The 19,366-nt window shown below is 46.3% G+C and carries 18 protein-coding genes; 8 read left to right on the top strand and 10 right to left on the bottom strand.

Translation table 11 applies throughout. The features are described from left to right. Positions 1 to 144 precede the first annotated feature (144 nt). The 6 genes from lpxD to uppS all read right to left on the bottom strand — a co-directional run bounded on the left by lpxD (position 145) and on the right by uppS (position 7,195). Positions 145 to 1,170, bottom strand: coding sequence for a UDP-3-O-(3-hydroxymyristoyl)glucosamine N-acyltransferase (gene lpxD / locus ASUC_RS10150; RefSeq protein WP_012073686.1), 1,026 nt, complete (start codon positions 1,168 to 1,170; stop codon positions 145 to 147). Positions 1,171 to 1,191: 21 nt separating this feature from the next. After that, positions 1,192 to 1,749, bottom strand: a complete 558-nt coding sequence (locus ASUC_RS10155; protein ID WP_012073687.1) for an OmpH family outer membrane protein — start codon at positions 1,747 to 1,749, stop codon at positions 1,192 to 1,194. Between the two features lie 101 nt (positions 1,750 to 1,850). Beyond that, positions 1,851 to 4,214, bottom strand: coding sequence for an outer membrane protein assembly factor BamA (bamA, locus tag ASUC_RS10160; RefSeq protein WP_012073688.1), 2,364 nt, complete (start codon positions 4,212 to 4,214; stop codon positions 1,851 to 1,853). A gap of 44 nt (positions 4,215 to 4,258) precedes the next feature. Further along, on the bottom strand, positions 4,259 to 5,587 hold the full coding sequence (rseP, locus tag ASUC_RS10165; RefSeq protein WP_012073689.1) for a sigma E protease regulator RseP: 1,329 nt from the start codon (positions 5,585 to 5,587) through the stop codon (positions 4,259 to 4,261). Positions 5,588 to 5,596: 9 nt separating this feature from the next. Next, positions 5,597 to 6,463: a phosphatidate cytidylyltransferase gene (locus tag ASUC_RS10170; RefSeq protein WP_012073690.1), complete on the bottom strand. Its 867-nt coding sequence runs from the start codon at positions 6,461 to 6,463 to the stop codon at positions 5,597 to 5,599. A 12-nt stretch (positions 6,464 to 6,475) separates the two neighbouring features. Further along, positions 6,476 to 7,195, bottom strand: coding sequence for a polyprenyl diphosphate synthase (gene uppS / locus ASUC_RS10175; protein WP_012073691.1), 720 nt, complete (start codon positions 7,193 to 7,195; stop codon positions 6,476 to 6,478). Between the two features lie 253 nt (positions 7,196 to 7,448). Between uppS and dapF the strand changes: the two genes are divergently transcribed. From dapF to ASUC_RS10215, 8 genes are all read left to right on the top strand, one after another. After that, on the top strand, positions 7,449 to 8,273 hold the full coding sequence (dapF, locus tag ASUC_RS10180; protein ID WP_012073692.1) for a diaminopimelate epimerase: 825 nt from the start codon (positions 7,449 to 7,451) through the stop codon (positions 8,271 to 8,273). A 39-nt stretch (positions 8,274 to 8,312) separates the two neighbouring features. Continuing rightward, positions 8,313 to 9,005 carry a DUF484 domain-containing protein gene (locus ASUC_RS10185; protein ID WP_012073693.1) on the top strand — a complete coding sequence of 231 codons (693 nt, stop codon included), beginning with the start codon at positions 8,313 to 8,315 and terminating at the stop codon, positions 9,003 to 9,005. Between the two features lie 246 nt (positions 9,006 to 9,251). Continuing rightward, on the top strand, positions 9,252 to 10,847 hold the full coding sequence (locus tag ASUC_RS10190) for a lactate permease LctP family transporter (protein WP_012073694.1): 1,596 nt from the start codon (positions 9,252 to 9,254) through the stop codon (positions 10,845 to 10,847). A 56-nt stretch (positions 10,848 to 10,903) separates the two neighbouring features. Next, positions 10,904 to 11,644 carry a (Fe-S)-binding protein gene (locus tag ASUC_RS10195; protein ID WP_012073695.1) on the top strand — a complete coding sequence of 247 codons (741 nt, stop codon included), beginning with the start codon at positions 10,904 to 10,906 and terminating at the stop codon, positions 11,642 to 11,644. A gap of 1 nt (position 11,645) precedes the next feature. Continuing rightward, a complete protein-coding gene (locus ASUC_RS10200) occupies positions 11,646 to 13,058 on the top strand; it encodes a LutB/LldF family L-lactate oxidation iron-sulfur protein (protein WP_012073696.1) in 1,413 nt (470 codons plus the stop codon). Next, entirely contained in the window at positions 13,058 to 13,756 is a 699-nt protein-coding gene (locus ASUC_RS10205; RefSeq protein ID WP_012073697.1) for a LutC/YkgG family protein, read from the top strand. The genes ASUC_RS10200 and ASUC_RS10205 overlap by 1 nt, the downstream gene beginning before the upstream one ends. Before the next feature lie 139 nt (positions 13,757 to 13,895). Next, a complete protein-coding gene (gene xerC, locus ASUC_RS10210; protein WP_012073698.1) occupies positions 13,896 to 14,783 on the top strand; it encodes a tyrosine recombinase XerC in 888 nt (295 codons plus the stop codon). A gap of 5 nt (positions 14,784 to 14,788) precedes the next feature. Then, on the top strand, positions 14,789 to 15,499 hold the full coding sequence (locus ASUC_RS10215) for an HAD-IA family hydrolase (protein WP_012073699.1): 711 nt from the start codon (positions 14,789 to 14,791) through the stop codon (positions 15,497 to 15,499). Positions 15,500 to 15,587: 88 nt separating this feature from the next. Here ASUC_RS10215 and mnmE read toward each other — a convergent pair whose 3' ends face one another. From mnmE to corA, 4 genes are all read right to left on the bottom strand, one after another. Continuing rightward, the gene (gene mnmE, locus ASUC_RS10220; RefSeq protein WP_012073700.1) at positions 15,588 to 16,946 is read right to left on the bottom strand and encodes a tRNA uridine-5-carboxymethylaminomethyl(34) synthesis GTPase MnmE; all 1,359 of its coding nucleotides are present in this window, start codon (positions 16,944 to 16,946) and stop codon (positions 15,588 to 15,590) included. Between the two features lie 116 nt (positions 16,947 to 17,062). Further along, the gene (yggU, locus tag ASUC_RS10225; RefSeq protein WP_012073701.1) at positions 17,063 to 17,359 is read right to left on the bottom strand and encodes a DUF167 family protein YggU; all 297 of its coding nucleotides are present in this window, start codon (positions 17,357 to 17,359) and stop codon (positions 17,063 to 17,065) included. A gap of 41 nt (positions 17,360 to 17,400) precedes the next feature. After that, positions 17,401 to 17,976, bottom strand: a complete 576-nt coding sequence (locus ASUC_RS10230; RefSeq protein ID WP_012073702.1) for a YggT family protein — start codon at positions 17,974 to 17,976, stop codon at positions 17,401 to 17,403. A gap of 102 nt (positions 17,977 to 18,078) precedes the next feature. Then, positions 18,079 to 19,026 (bottom strand): magnesium/cobalt transporter CorA, encoded by a 948-nt coding sequence (gene corA, locus ASUC_RS10235; RefSeq protein ID WP_012073703.1) that lies wholly within the window; start codon positions 19,024 to 19,026, stop codon positions 18,079 to 18,081. Between the last annotated feature and the right edge of the window lie 340 nt (positions 19,027 to 19,366).

A 19,366-nucleotide genomic window follows, 5' to 3' on the forward strand; every position in this document is an offset into this window, starting at 1 on the left:
AATTTGCCGCAGGCATCAAAGAAGAATAGCAAAAATACAGAGAGATATGTCATGTGATAGCAGGAAGTACGAATTTATTTGATTTACAAGAAATAACAAAACGCACCCGAAAGTGCGTTCAAAATTAATCTGTTTTTTAGACCGTTATTCGGCAAGTTTTTTCTCAACCGCTTTTAACCGCTTGTTCATTTTATCAATGTCCATAGTTAAGGCTGCGGTTTTGCGCCATTCTTTATTCGGTTGCAACGGAATACCTGAAGAATAAATACCCGGTTTGTCAATCGGGCGCATAACCATTCCCATTCCCGTCACAATCGCCTGATCACAAATCGACATATGGCCGTTAATCACGCTTGCGCCGCCTATTTGGCAATAACGACCGACAGTTAAACTGCCCGCCATAATAACGCCGCCGGCAACCGCCGTTCCCGTGCCGATATGTACATTATGGGCGATTTGGCAAAGGTTATCGATAATCACATTATCTTCAATCACCGTATCGTCCAATGCACCGCGATCAATACAGGTGCAGGCACCGATTTCCACTCGGTTGCCGATAATTACGCGACCGGTTTGCGGAATTTTAATCCATTGGCCACGCTCATTGGCATAACCGAAACCGTCACTGCCAATAACCGCACCGGATTGAATCAGGCAATCTTCGCCGATTTCCACTTCGTGATAAATACTGACATTTGCCCAAAGTTGGGTATTTTTACCGATTTTGACATTCTGACCGATAAAACAACCCGCTCCAATCACGGCGTTATCGCCGATTACCGCACCCGCTTCAATTACCGCATTAGCACCGACGGACACGTTCTGTCCCAATAAAACGGTTTCAGAAATGACCGCACTCGGTGCTATATTAACTGCCGCTTTCGGTGCGTTATCCATATATTGCGCCAATCGAGCATACGCCACATAAGGATTTTCCACAATAATCAAATTAGCATTATCGGCACAAAATTCCACGTCAGCCGGCGACACCACCAGAATTCCCGCTTGTGCCTGTGATAAATACGGCCGGTATTTCACATTGGAAATAAAAGTTAAATGTTCACCGCTTGCCTTATCTAAAGGCGCAATACTATTAACAACGACATCGGCGTTACCACGAGTGGCACCGCCGATTTGGTCTGCTAATTCTTGTAAAGTATAAGAACGCATTCAAAGACTTCCTTTTACTGATTATTCAGCTTTAGGAGCATCTGCCGGTTTACCGTCTTTCGATTCGGTCGGTAATTTACCGCCTACGGCAGTTAATACGTCTTCGGTAATGTCTTTGCCGTCTGACGCATAAACTACCGAATTAGCGTCAAGCACATAGGTATAACCTTTTTCTTTTGCGAATTTGTTCGTAGCTTTTTGAATAGTTTCTAACAATTTAGCGGTTTCTTCACGTTCGACCTGTTGCGTTTTTTGTTGGAATTTTCGCGCTTTTTCATCTTGCTCGCGCATTAATTTATTGATTTCGTCTTCGCGTTTTTTGATATCCGCACTGCGTAAATTTTTCGCTTCTTTTTGCAGCGAACTAATTTTGGCATCGATTGCTTTTTTACTTGCCGCTAATTTGTCGGCTTCGCCTTTGAATTGTTCGTCTAATTTTTTAGCGATAGCAGGGCGATCCGGATGATTCTGGAAAACTACGCCGGCATTTAAGAATGCAATATTTTCCGCCGCAACGGCAGCGGAAGAAGCGAATGCTAAAGCTAAAGAAAGTGCGGTTGCTTTTACGACAGTTTTCATTGTATAAATTTCCTTGGTTGATGGTTAATTAATGTCGTGTCCGTTGCGGACGGACACGGATATTTATTTCGACTGACAAACCTTTAATTAGTTCATCGGAATTAGAACGAACCGCCAATGCTGAACTGGAATTGTTCTACATCGTCTTCGTCATATTTTTTGATCGGTTTGGCATAAGAGAACACCAATGGTCCGATCGGTGACTGCCATTGGAACGCTACACCGGCGGAAGCGCGAATACGCGTCGGATCGCCGTAATCCGGTAAATTCGGGAATCTGGCTTTATCCGCATCGCTCCATTTGGTATTCCACAAACTCCCCGCATCTACAAATAATGAAGTACGCACGCTGTTTTGGTTTTTGTCGGCTACAAACGGGGTCGGCACGATTAATTCCACACTTGCCGTCGCCATCGCATTACCGCCGATAACGTCCCCGTTGACATAATCAAAAGCTTCGGTTGAAGGTCGCCAGTAAATCGCCTGCGGCCCGAAACCACCGTAAGAGAAACCGCGGACTGTTCCGATACCGCCCAGATTATAATTTTGGTAGAACGGTAAACGTTTACCGCTTAACCCGTTGGCATAAGCGGCCGATGCTCGACCGGAAAGCACCCACGACTGTTCGCGGTTTAACGGATAATAACCCGTCGCTTCCGCACTTAATTTATAGAATTTGTTGTCCGAACCCGGTGCGGTAATGCTTCCGCCGATGGTGGCTTTCACCCCTTTGGTCGGGAAATAACCGCGGTTTAAGCTGTTGTAATTCCAACCTGCGGAAACCGTATAGTCGTGGGATGTGAATCTCCATGAATCATAGCCCATGGATTCACGGTACAAATTACGGGTATATTCCGGCGAGATATTACTCAGTTTGTTATAGGCATAACCCACACCGATATAATAAGCGTTATTTTCGTTAACCGGGAAACCGAGAGTTAAATTCAGCCCGTAAGTTTTACGTTTATAAGATGCCACGTTATCGTCCGTGTCCGAGTTATCATAGGTTTGATAGAACACGTTTCCGCCCAGACTTACACCGTCTTTGGTGAAATAGGGCTCGTTATAGGATAAATCCACACTGGTACCGTAATCGTTGCGGGAACCGCCCAAACTGATAGACGATCCCATTCCCAGGAAATTATCCTGCTTAACGCTGGCTTGATAGCTTAAACCGCTTTCCGTACCGTAACCGATACCGAAGTTGATACTCCCCGTATTCCGCTCTTTCACTTTATAGATGACGTCTACTTCATCATCCGAACCTTCCACCGGTTCGTTACGGTATTCTACGGTTTCATAAAAGCCGGTACGATCCAAACGGGTTTTACCCAATTCCACCAGTTGAGAAGATAACCATGTTCCTTCCTGTTGCCGCATTTCCTGACGCAGGGTGCTGTCCGCACTGACGGTATTGCCTTCAAAACGGATTTGGCGTACGGAATAACGACGTCCGGCATCCACCACATAAGTAATATCCGCCGTTTTATTTTCTTCGTCCAAAGACGGGCTGATATTCACTTGCGCCATGGCGTATCCCTGTTCCGCCAGTTTATTTTTAATATTCTGTTCGACATCGGTAATTTCATTACGCCGCAATTCTTCATTAAGATGCAGACTGTTAACCAACGGTTGCAGTTCGTTCTGCATACCGCCCACATCGCCGACGATACGTGCGCTTTTCAGGGTATAACGGTCGCCTTCGTCAACTTTTAGACCTAGGCGGACTTCGGTTTTTTCATCATTTAGTTTAACGTCGGGCGTCACGCGGGCTTTTGCATAACCGCGATTCTGGTAATAATCCGTTAAGGTTTGAAGATCTTTGTTCATATCTTCGGTGGTGAATTTCGCTCCGAATAATTTATACCAGGCATCTTCGCTTAATTCCATTTGTTCCCGTAAGGTATCGCTGTCGAAAGCATTATTGCCGTCAAAAGCAATTTCTTTCAATTTTGCCACATCGTTTTCGGTGATTTGTAATTTGACTTCCGCGCGGTTATTAGGCAGGTTATTCACCACGGGTTCGACTTTCGCATTATAACGGCCGGTCGAATAGTAATGTTCTTCTAAACTTTGAGCAAAAGCATTTAATTTTTCACGGTTAAGTACTTCGCCCACTTTCAATCCGTTGTTATTTAAATTTTCTTTCAACGCTTCGGAAGGAATTGAGTCATTGCCGGCAAGCGTAATATCCGCAATAATCGGATGCTGCGTGACGGAAATAAGTAAAGTATTGCCGTCCCGGCTCGCCTGTACATTGTCATAACCGCGCAAATAAAGCGTTTTTACCGCATTTGCAATATCGGAATCCGTTACCCGCTTACCGACCTGCACGGGTAATCCCGCAAGAACTTTCCCTTCCGCCCCCGATTGCACGCCGTCAACCCGAATATCCTGCACAACGAATGGCGCTGCGTGCGCACCGGCAGAGCCGAATAACAAACTAGCTACTAAAAGTTTTTTCATTGTTTTTATCACCTATAAAAGTGCGGTTATATTTTTCACGTTTTTTATAAACGTAAGAAATCGTTAAATAAAGCGAATACGGTCAGCATCAGAAGCAACACCGCGCCGATCCGATAACAAAAATCCTGGACTTTTTCCGAAACGGGTTTACCTTTAATACCCTCGGCCGCCAGAAAGACCAAATGCCCGCCGTCTAATACCGGCAGCGGGAACAAATTCATCACACCGAGATTTACGCTGATCAACGCCATAAAACTTAGGTAATAAACCAGACCTATACTGGCCGACAAGCCGGCTCCCTGAGCAATGGAAATCGGCCCGCTGAGGTTATTCAACGACAGATCGCCGGTAAATAATTTACCGATTACCTTAATCGTTAACCAAGATAATTGGACTGTCTTTTCAACGCCTTTTTTAAGTGCGTCAAGAATATCATATTTTAATTCGGTACGATACTTTTCATTCACCGGCTCAAAAGTCGGCGCTATGCCGGCAAAATACCCGCCGTCTTTTTCCATCGGCGTGAAAGAAACGGTATGGCGTTCGCCTTCCCGTTCGACCTGCAGAGAAATCAACCGTCCCGTCTGAATTTGCGCCACCAAATCGGACCAAATTACAGGAGAACCGTCCTGTTGCAATAATATATCCCCGACTTTTAATCCTGCCCGCTCCGCCGGCGAGCCGTCCACTACATTGGATAATACATTATTAGCTTTATTACTGACCGGTTGAATGCCTAAAGCGCGAAACGCCGATTCTTTTTCCGGGTTAAACGACCAATTACGCAAATTCAACACACTATCCCGCGGCTGATTTTCACCGAAAGGCGTTACGGTTAAGGTGACGGAATCGTTACCTAATTTGCTTGCCAGCAGCATATTGATAGTTTCCCAATCCGGAGCGTCTTCACCGTCTACGGCAAGAATTTGGCTGTCCGGTCGAAGTTGTGCCGCCGCAGCGACGGAATTCGGTTTAATCTCGGCGATAACCGGCTTCACCGAAGGAATACCGACCGCGTAAATCACCCAATACGCCAACACGGCAAACAGGAAATTCGCCAGCGGACCGGCAGCAATGATAAACGCCCGCTGCAATACGGTTTTACTGTTGAAAGCTTGCGGTTTCAGTTCCGGCGGAACCTCTTCATTACGTTCATCCAACATTTTCACATAGCCGCCTAAAGGGACGGCGGAAACGGCAAATTCCGTACCGAATTTATCGTTACGTCGCCATAACACTTTGCCGAAGCCGATGGAAAAACGGTGTACTTTAACACCGCACTTTCGCGCCGCCCAGAAATGCCCGTACTCGTGCACAAACACAAGTATGCAAATGACAATAATGAATGAAATCAGTGACCACAAAAACGACATTATCCCGCCTTATAAAACGAAGAAATAGAAATAGGCGAAAAACGGCGTCGCCGCTGTCAGACTATCGATTCGATCCAACACCCCGCCATGTCCCGGAATTAAATTGCCGCTGTCTTTAATGCCACTTTCCCGTTTAAACATACTTTCGGTTAAATCGCCTAAGACGGATACTGCAACCGTCGCCACAGAAAGTGCGGTCAAACTCGGCAAGGTTCCGTGCGTAAACAGACTGCCGCCGACGAAATGAATAAATAACGCCGCCAAAATACAGGCGGTGATTAATCCGCCGAGAACGCCCTGCCAAGTTTTGCCCGGCGAAACTTTCGGCGCCAACTTATGTTTACCGAATTTACGACCGGTGAAATAGGCGCCGCTGTCCGCCGCCCACACCAAACCAAAAACATAAAGTAGTAATAGAATACCGTGAGTACTGTCCGCGGTATATTGTTCCAAACGTAATTTCAGCACACCGACTAAGAACGGAACTAACGTAAAAAAAGCGAAGAACAACTGCAAAATAACGGATTTCCGCCAAACTGCGGCGGATTTAGGATAACTGACGACAAACAGAAATGCGATAAGCCACCAAATTACGGCGGACAATAAAATCGGTTGCGCATAACCGGAGAAAACTTTTCCCGCATTTAAATAGGACGCCTGGCTGTAAAGCCATAAAAACAGAAAAGCCGAAGCAATCGCCGTTAAAGAAAAACGCCAGACACTGTGATTAAAACGGGGAAACTGCGTCCATTCCCATACGCCGAGTACGACAATCGCACCTAACGTCAGAGCAAAGTAGAAAGGGGAAAAAAGAAATAATGCGGCACAAACGATGGCAATCAACACAATCGCCGATAAAACACGTTCTTTTAGCAAAATCTGGCTCCTTTATTCCGAACAGCCGAAACGGCGTTCGCGTTGTTGAAATGTAAAAATTGCACGATTAAATTCTTTTTCGTCGAAATCCGGCCAAAGCACATCAGAAAAATAAAGTTCCGCGTAGGCAATCTGCCAAAGTAAAAAATTACTGATGCGTTGTTCGCCGCTGGTTCGAATCAGTAAATCGACCATCGGCTGCTCTTTTGTGACCAAGTTTCGTTGGAAAAGTTCTTCCGTAATATCGTCGACTTCAAGCTTGCCTTCTTTAGTTTGCGCCGCCAGTTTCTTCGTCGCTTGTACGATATCCCAGCAACCGCCGTAGTTAGCCGCGACATTCATAATTAACGCCGTATTGTTTTCCGTTAATTTTTCCGCTTTCTCGATTTTTTCCTGTAACTTTTCGCTGAAACCGGATTTATCTCCCAATACCTGCAATTTAATATTATTTTTATGCAGTTTTTTCGCTTCGCGATCCAGAGCCTGCATAAATAATGTCATCAAAGCGGAAACTTCGGCCTCGGGCCGGTTCCAGTTTTCACTGCTGAACGCATATAAAGTCAGTACCTGCACGCCGGTGCGCAACGCATAAGCCACGGAACGGCGTACGGCTTTTACACCGTTAGAATGTCCGAAAACCCGGATTTTACCCTGCTGTTTCGCCCAACGCCCGTTACCGTCCATGATGATAGCCACGTGCTTCGGAATATTGTTTGAGTTCAGTTCTTTCATTTTATTCAAATTTATTAATAACCCCTAAACAGAGCGTTCATTAGCGACAATCACAGTCTAAATCCGATAATCGCCGTTAAACGACACAAAATATGGCGTTTTTCGACCGCACTTTTCCGCTTACAAAATTGCATGAAATATAGCATAACCCCTAATTGCTGTCATTTTCTTTTGCGATAGAAGCCGTATTTACTCAAATTCAATAGCACACTATAATGAAACGCATCTTGACTTTTATATTTAGGACGGAAAAATGCACTTTTCCAAAATGCACGGACTCGGCAACGACTTTGTAGTGGTCGATGCCGTCACGCAAAACGTCTTCTTTCCGGAAGAAGTAATAAAAAAACTTGCCGATCGCCATCGGGGTATCGGTTTTGACCAACTATTACTGGTGGAACCGCCTTACGATCCCGAATTGGATTTCCATTACCGTATCTTTAATGCGGACGGCAGCGAAGTGGCGCAATGCGGTAACGGTGCCCGTTGCTTCGCCCGTTTTGTCACATTAAAAGGGCTGACCAATAAAAAAGATATCGCCGTCAGTACGGCGAAAGGCAGAATGGTGCTCACCGTCAAAGACGACGGACAGATTCGCGTCAATATGGGCGAACCTATCTGGGAACCGGCAAAAATCCCGTTTAATGCCAACAAATTTGAGAAAAACTACATTTTGCGTACGGATATACAAACGGTATTATGCGGTGCGGTATCCATGGGAAATCCGCATTGCGTGATACAAGTGGAAGATATTAAAACGGCAAATGTAGCGCAATTAGGTCCGTTACTGGAAAGTCACGAACGTTTTCCCGAACGTGTCAATGCCGGGTTTATGCAGGTGATCGACCGTCACCACATTAAACTGCGCGTATACGAACGCGGTGCAGGCGAAACCCAGGCTTGCGGCAGCGGCGCCTGTGCGGCGGCGGCTGTCGGCATTATGCAGGGGTTGCTTGACTCGCCGGTACAAGTGGATTTACCCGGCGGTTCGCTCATTATCGAATGGGACGGCGAGGGTCATCCGCTCTATATGACCGGTGACGCCACCCATATCTATGACGGCGTTATTAAACTTTAACAAGGTATACCGAGTGAAAGCTCGGTATTTTTCTCTCAAATGAACGAAACAGAACAAGAAATCGTAAAATATCTGAAAAATCATCCGCACTTTTTTGACCGTCATCTGGAATTGCTGGATACGTTGCAGATTCCCCATCAGCAAAAAGGAACGTTGTCTTTGGTAGAAATGCAATTGGAACGCCAACGGGCAAAGATTAAGGAACTGGAACGGGAACTGGCCGTTTTCGAAGGACTTGCGCACCAAAATCAGGATATTTTTTTGGGGTTAATGCCGTTACAACAGCAATTATCCCATACCGAACATTTCCTCGACGGCGTACGGAAAATTAACGATTGGGCGCGACAATACGATTTACAGCAAGCTAAAATTTTACTGTTTCAGGATCATTGGATAAAAACCGATGAAGTTCCGGAACAATACTGGGTGGACAGAAAAGCATTCGAAATTATTCGGTTAGAACGGATGGGATTAAAGAATATCTATTTAGGCGAGTTGTCCGGTAAAGAAAAAAGTTTATTGTTTTTACCGGAGGAATTGCCTATCGGTTCTCTCGCCTGTTGCCTGCTCGGTACAAGCAGTAATCGTCATCACGCCAGCGCCCTGTTGTTATTTACCTCACGCGACGCCGCACAATTTTATCAGGGACAGAATACCGCTTTTTTAAAACATCTGATTGATATTGTGGACTTACATCTGCACCGTTGGTTAATGAACCGGGAAAAAGTATGAAATTTATTTAAAAGCACCGTATAACTGCGAATATTTATACAGCTGCTTTTCGCCGCCCAAAAACTGTTGTTTTTTTTTTGACCGCACTTTCATTAACAGTCAATTCAAAATCTACCTAGATAGAGTGAGCTTGCACTAATGTTACAAATTTTTTTGTGATCTTCATCAAAATTTTACAAATCAAGGCTATTTTTTTAACATTTTTTCAATACAATGCCTTCGTTGTTCTCAAAAAAGGATCTTATCATGGCATTTGCTCTCAGTATTTTTCCCATCATTCTTTTAATTTATCTCATGGTAAAACGTAACGCATTGCCCTCTTACGTGGCATTACCCTGGATAGCCGTGGTCGTCTTGATGATTCATCTTGCCTATTTCGGTACCGATATTGCAACTATCAGCGCCAATGTCACGGCCAGTATCGTTGCCGTGCAAACGCCAATCACCGTTATTTTCGGAGCCATTTTGTTTAATAAATTTTCCGAAATGTCAGGGGTCACCAATGTATTGCGCCGTTGGTTGGGCAGCATTAATCCGAATCCGGTCGCACAATTAATGATTATCGGTTGGGCATTTACTTTTATGATTGAAGGAGCCAGCGGTTTCGGTACGCCGGCCGCCATCGCCGCCCCTATTTTAGTGGGCTTGGGGTTTAACCCGATTAAAGTCGCCGTCTTAGCCTTGATCATGAACTCCGTGCCGGTATCTTTCGGCGCAGTGGGAACGCCGACTTGGTTCGGTTTCGGTCCATTGAAATTAAGCGATGATCAAATCCTGCAAATCGGCTCCATGACGGCTCTAATCCATAGTTTCGCCGCAATCGTCATCCCGCTTTTGGCATTACGCATATTGGTGAGCTGGAAGGAAATCCGTCAAAATCTCGCATTTATCTATATCAGTATTTTCGCCTGTGTGGTGCCATATTTCCTGATTGCTCAAATCAATTATGAATTCCCTGCGTTGGTCGGCGGCGCCATCGGTTTGTTGATTTCCGTTATTGTCGCTAACCGGGGGATTGGATTGACGAAAGCGGAGAATACGCTGGACGGCAATACGGTACCCGCCGGTCAAGTGGCAAAAGCGCTATTGCCGACGGCTATGCTTATTGCCATTTTAATCATCACCCGTATCCAGCAGTTACCGTTCAAAGCATGGATGAACGACACAACGACCTGGTTCGTTACCCGTATCGGGTCGCTCGGGGATTTCGAAGTCAGTCGCGGCTTGGTGTTCTCATTAAAAAATATTTTTGACACGCCGGTCAGCGTAAGTTACAAGCTGCTTTACGTTCCTGCGTTGATTCCGTTTATTGTCACCGTATTGATCGCCATTCCGCTGTTTTCTATGTCATGTCGTCAAACCCGGGAAATTTTCGCCGTCAGTTTGCGCCAAAGTAAAAATCCGTTTATCGCATTGGTCGGGGCATTGATCATGGTAAATTTAATGTTGGTCGGCGGAGACGGTTCCATGGTAAAAACCATCGGTAAAACCTTTGCGGAAACCACCGGCGAACACTGGACCTGGTTCTCTTCTTATCTCGGTGCGGTCGGTTCGTTCTTTTCCGGTTCCAATACGGTTTCCAACCTGACTTTCGGTAGCGTACAACTTTCTACCGCAGAACTGACCGGATTATCCACCGTACTTGTACTTGCTTTACAATCGGTGGGCGGCGCCATGGGTAATATGGTTTGTATCAATAATATCGTAGCGGTATCTTCCGTATTAAATATTGACAATCAGGAAGGTAACATCATCAAACAAACCGTCATTCCGATGTTTATTTATGGTGTTATTGCCGCACTGGTCGCATTATTTGTACTACCGTTATTCTTTAACCTGTAACGATACGTTATTTTTCTCGGCACAAGGCCTGTGCCGATTTATTTTTTGGAGTGAATATGAACGTCAATTTCTTCGTCACCTGTATTGCGGATATCGTCAAAGGCGGGGTCGGCAAAAATTCGGTGCTGTTGCTGGAAAAACTCGGCTGCCATGTCGTGTTTCTTGAAAAACAGGGATGTTGCGGCCAACCCGCCATTAATAGCGGTTATGCCAAACAAGCGATTCCCGGCATGAAAAGTCTGATAGAAACCTTTGAAGTCAATGACTACCCTATCGTGGCGCCGGCAGGCTCCTGCGTTTATGCCGTTAAAAATTATCCCGAATATTTCGGACGTTTCGGCGAACCGGACTGGGCGGCTCGTGCGCAAAAAGTGGCGGACCGTTTCTATGACATTACGGATTTCATCGTGAACGTATTAAAAGTGGAAAATGTCGGCGCTACCCTAACCGGCAAAGCGGTTTATCACCCTTCCTGTAGTCTGACCCGTAAACTCGGCATCGTGCAAGAACCGCTGACCTTATTGCAAAACGTGAAAGGCTTGCAATTACTTCCGATTCACAACCAACAGACCTGTTGCGGGTTCGGCGGTACATTCTCGGTTAAAATGGCGGAAATTTCCGGTGAAATGGTTACGGAAAAAGTGGTGAATATCAGCGAAGCGGAGCCGGATTATTTAGTCGGTGCGGATGTCAGTTGCTTAATGAACATTGCCGGGCGTTTAAGCCGTGAAGGTAAAACGGTGAAAGTGATGCATATTGCCGAAGTATTAATGCAAAACGAAAAGGGAGAAAATTAAAATGTCATTAAAAACCAGCGAACTCCCGTTTAAAGAGCGTGTTGAACAACAGGTTCATAATGAAATTATGCGTCATGCCGTGGTTAAAGCCCAGGAAACCATCGGTGCAAACCGTCAGAAAATGGTGGACGAACTCGGGCATTGGGAAGAATGGCGCGATGCGGCAAAACAAATTCGTAACCATGTATTGGCGAATTTAGATGCCTATCTATACCAATTAAGCGAAAAAGTCTCGCAAAACGGCGGGCACGTTTTCTTTGCCGAAACCGCAGAAGAAGCTACGGATTACATCCGCAAAATCGCCCTGGAAAAAAACGCCAAAAAAATCGTAAAATCCAAATCCATGGTAACGGAAGAAATCGGAATGAACCATGTATTGGAAGCGGAAGGCATTAAAGTGGTGGAAACCGATTTAGGCGAATATTTACTGCAAATTGCCGGCGATAAACCTTCCCACATTGTGGTGCCGGCAATTCATAAAGACCGCCATCAAATCCGCAAAGACTTGCAGGAAAAATTAGGTTATCAGGGCACCGAAACGCCGGAAGAAATGACGGCATTCGTGCGTAAAGTGATTCGTCAGGATTTTCTGCAAGCCGACATCGGTATCAGCGGTTGTAACTTCGCAGTAGCGGAAACCGGTTCCCTTTGTCTGGTCACTAACGAAGGGAATTTACGGTTAGCCACCACCGTACCGAAAACCCACATTGCCGTGATGGGAATGGAACGTATCGCCCCGACTTTTAAAGAAGTGGACGTGTTAATCACCATGCTGTGCCGTAGTGCGGTAGGAGCAAAATTAACAGGTTATAACACCTGGCTGACCGGTCCGCGTCTTGAAGGCGAAACGGACGGTCCGGAAGATTTTCATTTGGTCATCGTAGATAACGGTCGTTCCAAAATTCTGGAAAGCGAATTTAAAGAAGTGTTGCGTTGCATTCGTTGCGGCGCCTGTTTAAACACTTGTCCGGCATATCGTCAAATCGGCGGTCACGGATACGGTTCTATTTACCCCGGTCCGATCGGTGCGGTGATTTCTCCGTTACTGGGCGGCTACAAAGATTTTAAAGAGTTACCTTATGCCTGTTCCCTCTGTTCGGGCTGCAACAGCGTCTGTCCGGTTAAAATTCCGTTGGCGCAATTAATTCTGCGTCATCGCGAAAACATCGCTCAAAGCGGCATGACACCACTGGCGGAACGCCTTTCTATCAAAGGGTTCAACTTTGCCAACGCTCACCCCGCCATTTGGGATACCGGCGTAAAAATCGGCGCAAAACTGGCCGGCAAATTGATTAAAAACGGCAAAGCGGCGGTTCAAGCCGGCGCCTTGGCCGAATGGACAAAAGCACGGGATTTACCGCAACCTGAAGGCGAAAGTTTCCGTTCATGGTTTGCAAATCGGGAGAAAAATTAATGGCTATTCAAAATCGCGATACGTTTTTAGACAAACTGGCGCAGCGCATGGGACGTCCGCGTCAAACCGAAGCGGAGCCTATGCCGCCGTTAGTAAACAATTATGCCGCCACCCGATTAACCGAGCTGAACCAAACCGAACGCTGCCGGGCATTTATGGATTTTGCCAAGGTGATGATGGTAGACGTGGTAGAAGCCACGGAAGCCAATGCGGCGGAAAAAATCCTCGAGTTGTGCGAAAAATACGGCGGCGGCGAATTGGTGATCAATAATGACGAAAGATTGACCGCGCTTGGTATCACTCCCGCGGTACAAAAACGTTATACCACTCATCTGTGGTCGCCGGAAGCGGCGGATAATAATCTGACGCAGGCGGAAAAAGCCAATATCGGTATCGTTTACGCCGAATACGGATTAACCGAAACCGGCGGGATTGTCCTGTTTTCGGAAAAAGACCGCGGTCGCGCCGTTAGTCTGTTACCGGAAAAATCTATTGTGGTCGTACGTAAAAGTACCGTGCTGCCGCGCGTCGCACAACTTGCCCAAATATTGCATGAAAAAGCGCAAAACGGCGAACGTATGCCCTCCTGCATCAATATCATTGCCGGTCCGAGTTCCACTGCGGATATTGAACTCATTAAAGTCGTGGGCGTGCACGGTCCGGTGGCGAAAATTTATCTGGTCATCGACGATCTGTAAACCGCCGCGGTATAAAACGTCATAAAATCAGACCGCACTTATTCTTAAGGAAAAAGTGCGGTCGTTTTTTATCGTGTTTTTAATGTTTTTTCTTGCCGGATTTTGTTCTAGAATAAGCGTCATCGAGGTAGAATTCACTATGCAAAACGCCCTTCAAAAATACTATGATTTTCTGCGCATAGAACGCCGGCTTAGCCCGTACACGCTGACTAACTACCGGCGCCAGCTGTCGGCGGTCACCGAGTTGCTGACGCAAAACGGCATCCGTTCATGGCAGCAGGTGACGCCTAGTGTCGTGCGTTTTATTCTGGCGGAAAGCCGTAAAGCCGGTTTGCATGAAAAAAGTTTAGCGTTGCGTTTATCGGCACTGCGTCAGTTCCTTGCTTATTTAGTCGTTCAGGAAGAACTGAAAGTCAACCCCGCCACCGGTATTTCCGCCCCCAAACAGGGAAAGTATTTGCCGAAAAATATCGATCAGGAGCAGATCGGCAAACTACTGGATAATCGCAGTAACGAACCGATCGATATCCGCGATCGTGCCATGTTGGAACTGATGTACAGCTCGGGTTTACGCTTATCGGAGCTGCACGGATTGGATCTCAACCATGTGAATCTGCAATCCCGCGAAGTGCGCGTACTGGGAAAAGGTTCGAAAGAGCGTATTTTACCGGTAGGACATCAAGCGTTAGACGCGGTTCTGGATTGGCTGCAGGTGCGCTTACGGTTTAATCCCAAAGATAACGCATTATTCGTCAGTTCCCAGGGCGGACGATTAACGCCGCGCGCCATTCAAAAACGAATGGAAATCTGGGGCGTAAAACAGGGGCTGAGTACTCATCTCAACCCGCACAAATTACGCCACAGTTTCGCTACCCATATGCTGGAAGCCAGTGCCGATTTACGCGCCGTACAGGAATTGCTGGGGCACAGCAATCTGGCGACCACACAAATTTATACCCATTTGGATTTTAAACATCTTACGGATGTGTACGATCAGGCGCATCCCCGCGCAAAACGAAAAGGTTAAACAATATGAAATTTTACCGCACTTTGCAACCGTTTAAGGTTATCAGTTTCGACTTGGATGACACGCTTTATGATAACCGCGAGGTCATTCGCAATGCTAATCATGAATTCCTGTCGCGGCTACGTCAAGCCAGCCAAATTAGCGAATTGAACGATGAAATTTGGCAGGCATGGAAAGAGCGTGCCGCTCGGCAGGAACCCGTTTTATGCGAAGATGTCACGGCTTGGCGCAAATTGGCTATGCAGCAAATGCTCGCCCACTACGGTAAAAATGCGGAGGAAATCAAACATATTTCCTATGGCGTGATTCAACATTTCCTGCAATGGCGGCATAAAATTACGATACCCTCTAAAAGTATGGCCGTTCTCAATCTGCTTAAGCAACGTTATCGCCTGGCGGTAATCACCAACGGTAATGTCTCGCCGAGCCGCGTCGGTTTTAACCAATTTGACGTAGTCTTTTGCGGCGGTCTACAAGGCAGAGCCAAACCTCATCGGGATTTATTTCATCAAACCGCCGAATATTTCGGTATTCAGCCTCATGAAATCTTACATATCGGTGATGATCTGGTCACCGACGTACAGGGCGCCGTTCAGGCCGGCTGTCAGGCGGGTTGGGTTAATCTGTCCGATAAAAACATACGGGAATTCAACGATGCCACCCTATTACCGACCATGGAAATTTCGGATTTAGTCCAATTAATCGAATTATTCTAAACGCCGGCTATCGCCGGAATTCAAAAAAGAAAGCGAACAGTACACCGTTAAACCGTATATTGTTCGCTTTGTTTACTCAATTAATTCGTTATTTACCGATACAGAACGAACTGAAAATATTACTCAATAAGTCATCGGAGGTAAATTGCCCGGTAATTTCGCTAAGGTGGGACTGTACCATACGCAGTTCCTCCGCCAGCAGTTCGCCGGCACGGAATTCCGTCAGTTGTATATGCCCTTGCCGTAAATGATACGCGGCTTTTTCCAAGGCGTCCAAATGACGGCGACGCGCCAGAAAACCGCCTTCGGTGCCGGTTTGATAACCCATGGACTGCTTCAAGTGTTCGCGCAATAAATCAATACCTTGCCGGGTTTGCGCGGACAAACGAATTACGGTGAAACCGTTTTCCTGCGTTACCCCTTCATTCTCGCCGCTCAAATCCGTTTTATTGCGAATAATCGTCACCGGAATATGCGACGGTAATTTTGCCAAAAATTCCGACCGCACTTTTTCCGGTTGTCGACTATCCGGATCCGAACTGTCCAGCATTAATAAAACACGATCCGCCTGCTCGATCTCATTCCACGCCCGGGTAATACCGATGCGTTCCACTTCGTCCGTGGCATCGCGTAAACCGGCGGTATCGATGATATGCAACGGCATGCCGTCGATATGGATATGTTCCCGTAATACATCACGCGTAGTACCGGCGATATCGGTGACAATCGCTGCTTCACGTCCCGCTAATGCATTTAACAAACTGGATTTACCCGCATTCGGCCGCCCTGCAATCACCACTTTCATTCCTTCGCGCAAAATAGAACCTTGTTTGGCTTCCGAACGGACGCGCTCCAGTTGAGCGATAATATCGTTCAAATGCCCTTCGATTTTACCGTCTGCCAGAAAATCGATTTCTTCGTCGGGAAAATCAATAGCGGCTTCCACATAAGTACGCAAATAAATAACGCCGTCCACCAGCTGATTGACTTTATTGGAAAATTCGCCTTGCAAAGATTTCAGTGCGGAACGCGCCGCCTGCTCGGAACTGGCGTCGATTAAATCCGCAATGGCTTCCGCCTGAGCTAAATCCAATTTATCGTTTAGGAACGCCTGTTCGGAAAATTCACCCGGACGCGCCAAACGCACACCGTTCACCTGCAAGATGCGTTTAAGCAGTAAATCCAGTACCACTTGCCCGCCGTGCCCCTGCAATTCCAATATGTCTTCTCCGGTAAACGAATTCGGCGATTGAAAAAATAGTGCGATGCCCTGATCAAGCGTCGTACCGTCTTCATCCTTAAACGGCAAATAATTGGCAAAGCGCGGTTTCAGTGCTTTGCCTACGACGGCTTTTGCCACGTCGGCCGCCAACGGACCGGAAACCCGCAGAATACCGACGCCGCCGCGTCCGATAGGCGTAGCTTGCGCTACAATCGTTTCTTTCATTCATACCTTCTTAAAAAAGTTATCGCCGCTTCCCTCTCGCCAACAATAAAAAGCTAACGGTGCGGTCGGAAATTTATTCGTATTATAACAAAAAAGCATCATAATGATGCTCTTTCTCAAGGATTGTCCAGTAACTGTCGCACCGCTTCGGGAATGATTTTGGGTGCGGGAATGAACACTTGTTTGTGACGGTTGAGTTCGCCTTTTTCCAATTGAACGGCACTTTTCGGCACCTTAAACGCTTTACTGAGATATTTGATTAAATGCGCATTGGCAGCACCGTCCACCGGCGGTGCCGTAATAGAAATTTTCAGTTCCTCGTCGTGTAACCCGATAATCGCATCTTTACTGGCTTTCGGCTGTAACATAATACGTAAACGAATGCCGTCTGCGGTTTGTTCTACTGCGGTCATCGCAAAAAACCTTTCATTTTTTCACCGCACTTTCTATCCGTTTACGCCCATTGCCAAACGCTCGGCGCAATATCCCACAATACGCGGTTCAGCCAGAACAGGATAAACGCCAGTACCATGGGAGAAAAATCGATCATACCGGTTTTCGGCAACAACCGGCGAATCGGCGACAGCACGGGTTCGCTCAACTGATACAGCAAATAACTGAGCGAATCATTACCGCGCCGGAACCAACTGAGAACGGCACCGATAAAAATAACATACAGAATCATTTCACCGAAGGCGCGAACGATACTCAACACCCCGAGTAAAAATAAGGCGAGTAAATTATTAGTGATGAAATCCATCGTCCAGTCGCCGCCCAGAATCAGCAATAACGGCAATTTCACCATTCCGAGCACAAACACGAATACTAAGGCGGCAATATCAATACCTCTGTGCGCTTTAAAGGTTTTGCGCAGAGGATTCAACACCGGATCCGTCCATTTCACCACAGCTTGCGAAATAGGGTGATAAAAATCCGCCTGACTGTATTGCATCCACATGCGCAACATAACGATCAGACTGTAAATACCGATAGCGGTATTTAATAAATATTGAAGGGAATTCAGTTGCATAACGTTCCTTTTTTAAAACCTAATGCGATAGATGGAGGCGGTATTCGCAAAATTCAAGCCGGGTGCGGTCAAAAATCGTATGATTTTTCACCGCACTTCGGATTACAGCCAGCCTTTACGTTTGAAATAAAGATACGGTGTCAGCGCGGCGGCTATCATTAAGCCGATTGCCATAGGATAACCGTATTTAAAATGCAGTTCCGGCATAAAATCGAAGTTCATTCCGTAAGTGGAAGCAACCAGCGTTGCCGGTAAAAACATCACGGATACCACCGAGAAAAATTTCATAATTTTGTTCTGCTCGATGTTGATATAACCCATCGCCGCCTGCATTAAAAAATTAACTTTCTGAAATAGCGAATCATTGTGCGGTTGCAAAGATTCGATATCGCGTAAAATCTCGCGCGCCTGTTCCAGCTGGTTAGCCGGCAGACGGGTTTTACGCACCAGAAAACTCAAAGCGCGTTGAGTATCCATCAAACACATACGTACTTTAGAACCGGTGTCTTCCTGTTCCGTCAGCGTGGTTAACGCTTCGTCAAAAGCTTCGCCCTGTTTGCCGTCTAAAATCACGCGGCTTAATTTTTCCAAATCCGCATAACCGGTTTCAATTACGTCCGCCAATTGCTCGATTTTGGTTTCGAACAAATCCAACAGCACTTCATAGGCGTTACACTCGTCCAAACGCTGATAACGCGAACGCATTCGATACAGACGGAACGCCGGCAATTCGCGATCACGCAGAGTGAATAGACGACCGTCGCGGATGGTAAACGCCACCGAGGCTAAATCCGCATAATCATTTTCGTCTTCGCAATAAAAAAACGAGTGCAGATGTAAACCGTCTTCATCTTCAAAAAAACGGGCGGACGCTTCAATGTCTTCCAATTCCAAAAACGAAGCCAAGCTTTGTCCCAAGCCTTCCTGCAGTTCTTCACGTTCTGCTAAAGTCGGCTCCAATAAATCCAGCCAAATCGCCGTATCAAGCGCGGCATTGTCTTCCTCAAGACGGGTAAGACGTGCATTTTCAAGTGCAAATGCATTAATCATTTTGTCATACTCCTTCGGGAACGGTATGAACAAACAAAGTGAACAAAAATCATTTTTCCGGCGATACCGACGGGAAAACGAATAAAAGGATACCAATTTAGGCGGAAAGGCTTATCCGCGAACTTGTCGCCGATAAGTCGAAAGACGGGCGACAGCTTACATGAAAAATTTAAGTCGGTATCGACTGTGACTGTCCAAAGTGTGTGTCCTCTAGTAGAAAAATCGAGCGCATAATACGCCCGAAAGCCTTATTCGTCAAGAAATTAGCAAAAATTTAACCGCACTTTTTTCATACTTCGAAAAATGGCACGCCAATAAAAGTGCGGTCGGTTTTCAACGT

The sequence above is a fragment of the Actinobacillus succinogenes 130Z genome, assembly GCF_000017245.1.
In the GTDB taxonomy this organism is placed as follows: domain Bacteria; phylum Pseudomonadota; class Gammaproteobacteria; order Enterobacterales; family Pasteurellaceae; genus Exercitatus; species Exercitatus succinogenes.

What these genes read in the sequence shown, in the direction of transcription:
- lpxD (WP_012073686.1), bottom strand. Translation starts at nt 1,170, where the DNA reads ATGCGTTCTTATACTTTACAAGAATTAGCAGACCAAATCGGCGGTGCC.
- ASUC_RS10155 (WP_012073687.1), bottom strand. Translation starts at nt 1,749, where the DNA reads ATGAAAACTGTCGTAAAAGCAACCGCACTTTCTTTAGCTTTAGCATTC.
- bamA (WP_012073688.1), bottom strand. Translation starts at nt 4,214, where the DNA reads ATGAAAAAACTTTTAGTAGCTAGTTTGTTATTCGGCTCTGCCGGTGCG.
- rseP (WP_012073689.1), bottom strand. Translation starts at nt 5,587, where the DNA reads ATGTCGTTTTTGTGGTCACTGATTTCATTCATTATTGTCATTTGCATA.
- uppS (WP_012073691.1), bottom strand. Translation starts at nt 7,195, where the DNA reads ATGAAAGAACTGAACTCAAACAATATTCCGAAGCACGTGGCTATCATC.
- dapF (WP_012073692.1), top strand. Translation starts at nt 7,449, where the DNA reads ATGCACTTTTCCAAAATGCACGGACTCGGCAACGACTTTGTAGTGGTC.
- ASUC_RS10185 (WP_012073693.1), top strand. Translation starts at nt 8,313, where the DNA reads ATGAACGAAACAGAACAAGAAATCGTAAAATATCTGAAAAATCATCCG.
- ASUC_RS10190 (WP_012073694.1), top strand. Translation starts at nt 9,252, where the DNA reads ATGGCATTTGCTCTCAGTATTTTTCCCATCATTCTTTTAATTTATCTC.
- ASUC_RS10195 (WP_012073695.1), top strand. Translation starts at nt 10,904, where the DNA reads ATGAACGTCAATTTCTTCGTCACCTGTATTGCGGATATCGTCAAAGGC.
- ASUC_RS10200 (WP_012073696.1), top strand. Translation starts at nt 11,646, where the DNA reads ATGTCATTAAAAACCAGCGAACTCCCGTTTAAAGAGCGTGTTGAACAA.
- ASUC_RS10205 (WP_012073697.1), top strand. Translation starts at nt 13,058, where the DNA reads ATGGCTATTCAAAATCGCGATACGTTTTTAGACAAACTGGCGCAGCGC.
- xerC (WP_012073698.1), top strand. Translation starts at nt 13,896, where the DNA reads ATGCAAAACGCCCTTCAAAAATACTATGATTTTCTGCGCATAGAACGC.
- ASUC_RS10215 (WP_012073699.1), top strand. Translation starts at nt 14,789, where the DNA reads ATGAAATTTTACCGCACTTTGCAACCGTTTAAGGTTATCAGTTTCGAC.
- mnmE (WP_012073700.1), bottom strand. Translation starts at nt 16,946, where the DNA reads ATGAAAGAAACGATTGTAGCGCAAGCTACGCCTATCGGACGCGGCGGC.
- yggU (WP_012073701.1), bottom strand. Translation starts at nt 17,359, where the DNA reads ATGACCGCAGTAGAACAAACCGCAGACGGCATTCGTTTACGTATTATG.
- ASUC_RS10230 (WP_012073702.1), bottom strand. Translation starts at nt 17,976, where the DNA reads ATGCAACTGAATTCCCTTCAATATTTATTAAATACCGCTATCGGTATT.
- corA (WP_012073703.1), bottom strand. Translation starts at nt 19,026, where the DNA reads ATGATTAATGCATTTGCACTTGAAAATGCACGTCTTACCCGTCTTGAG.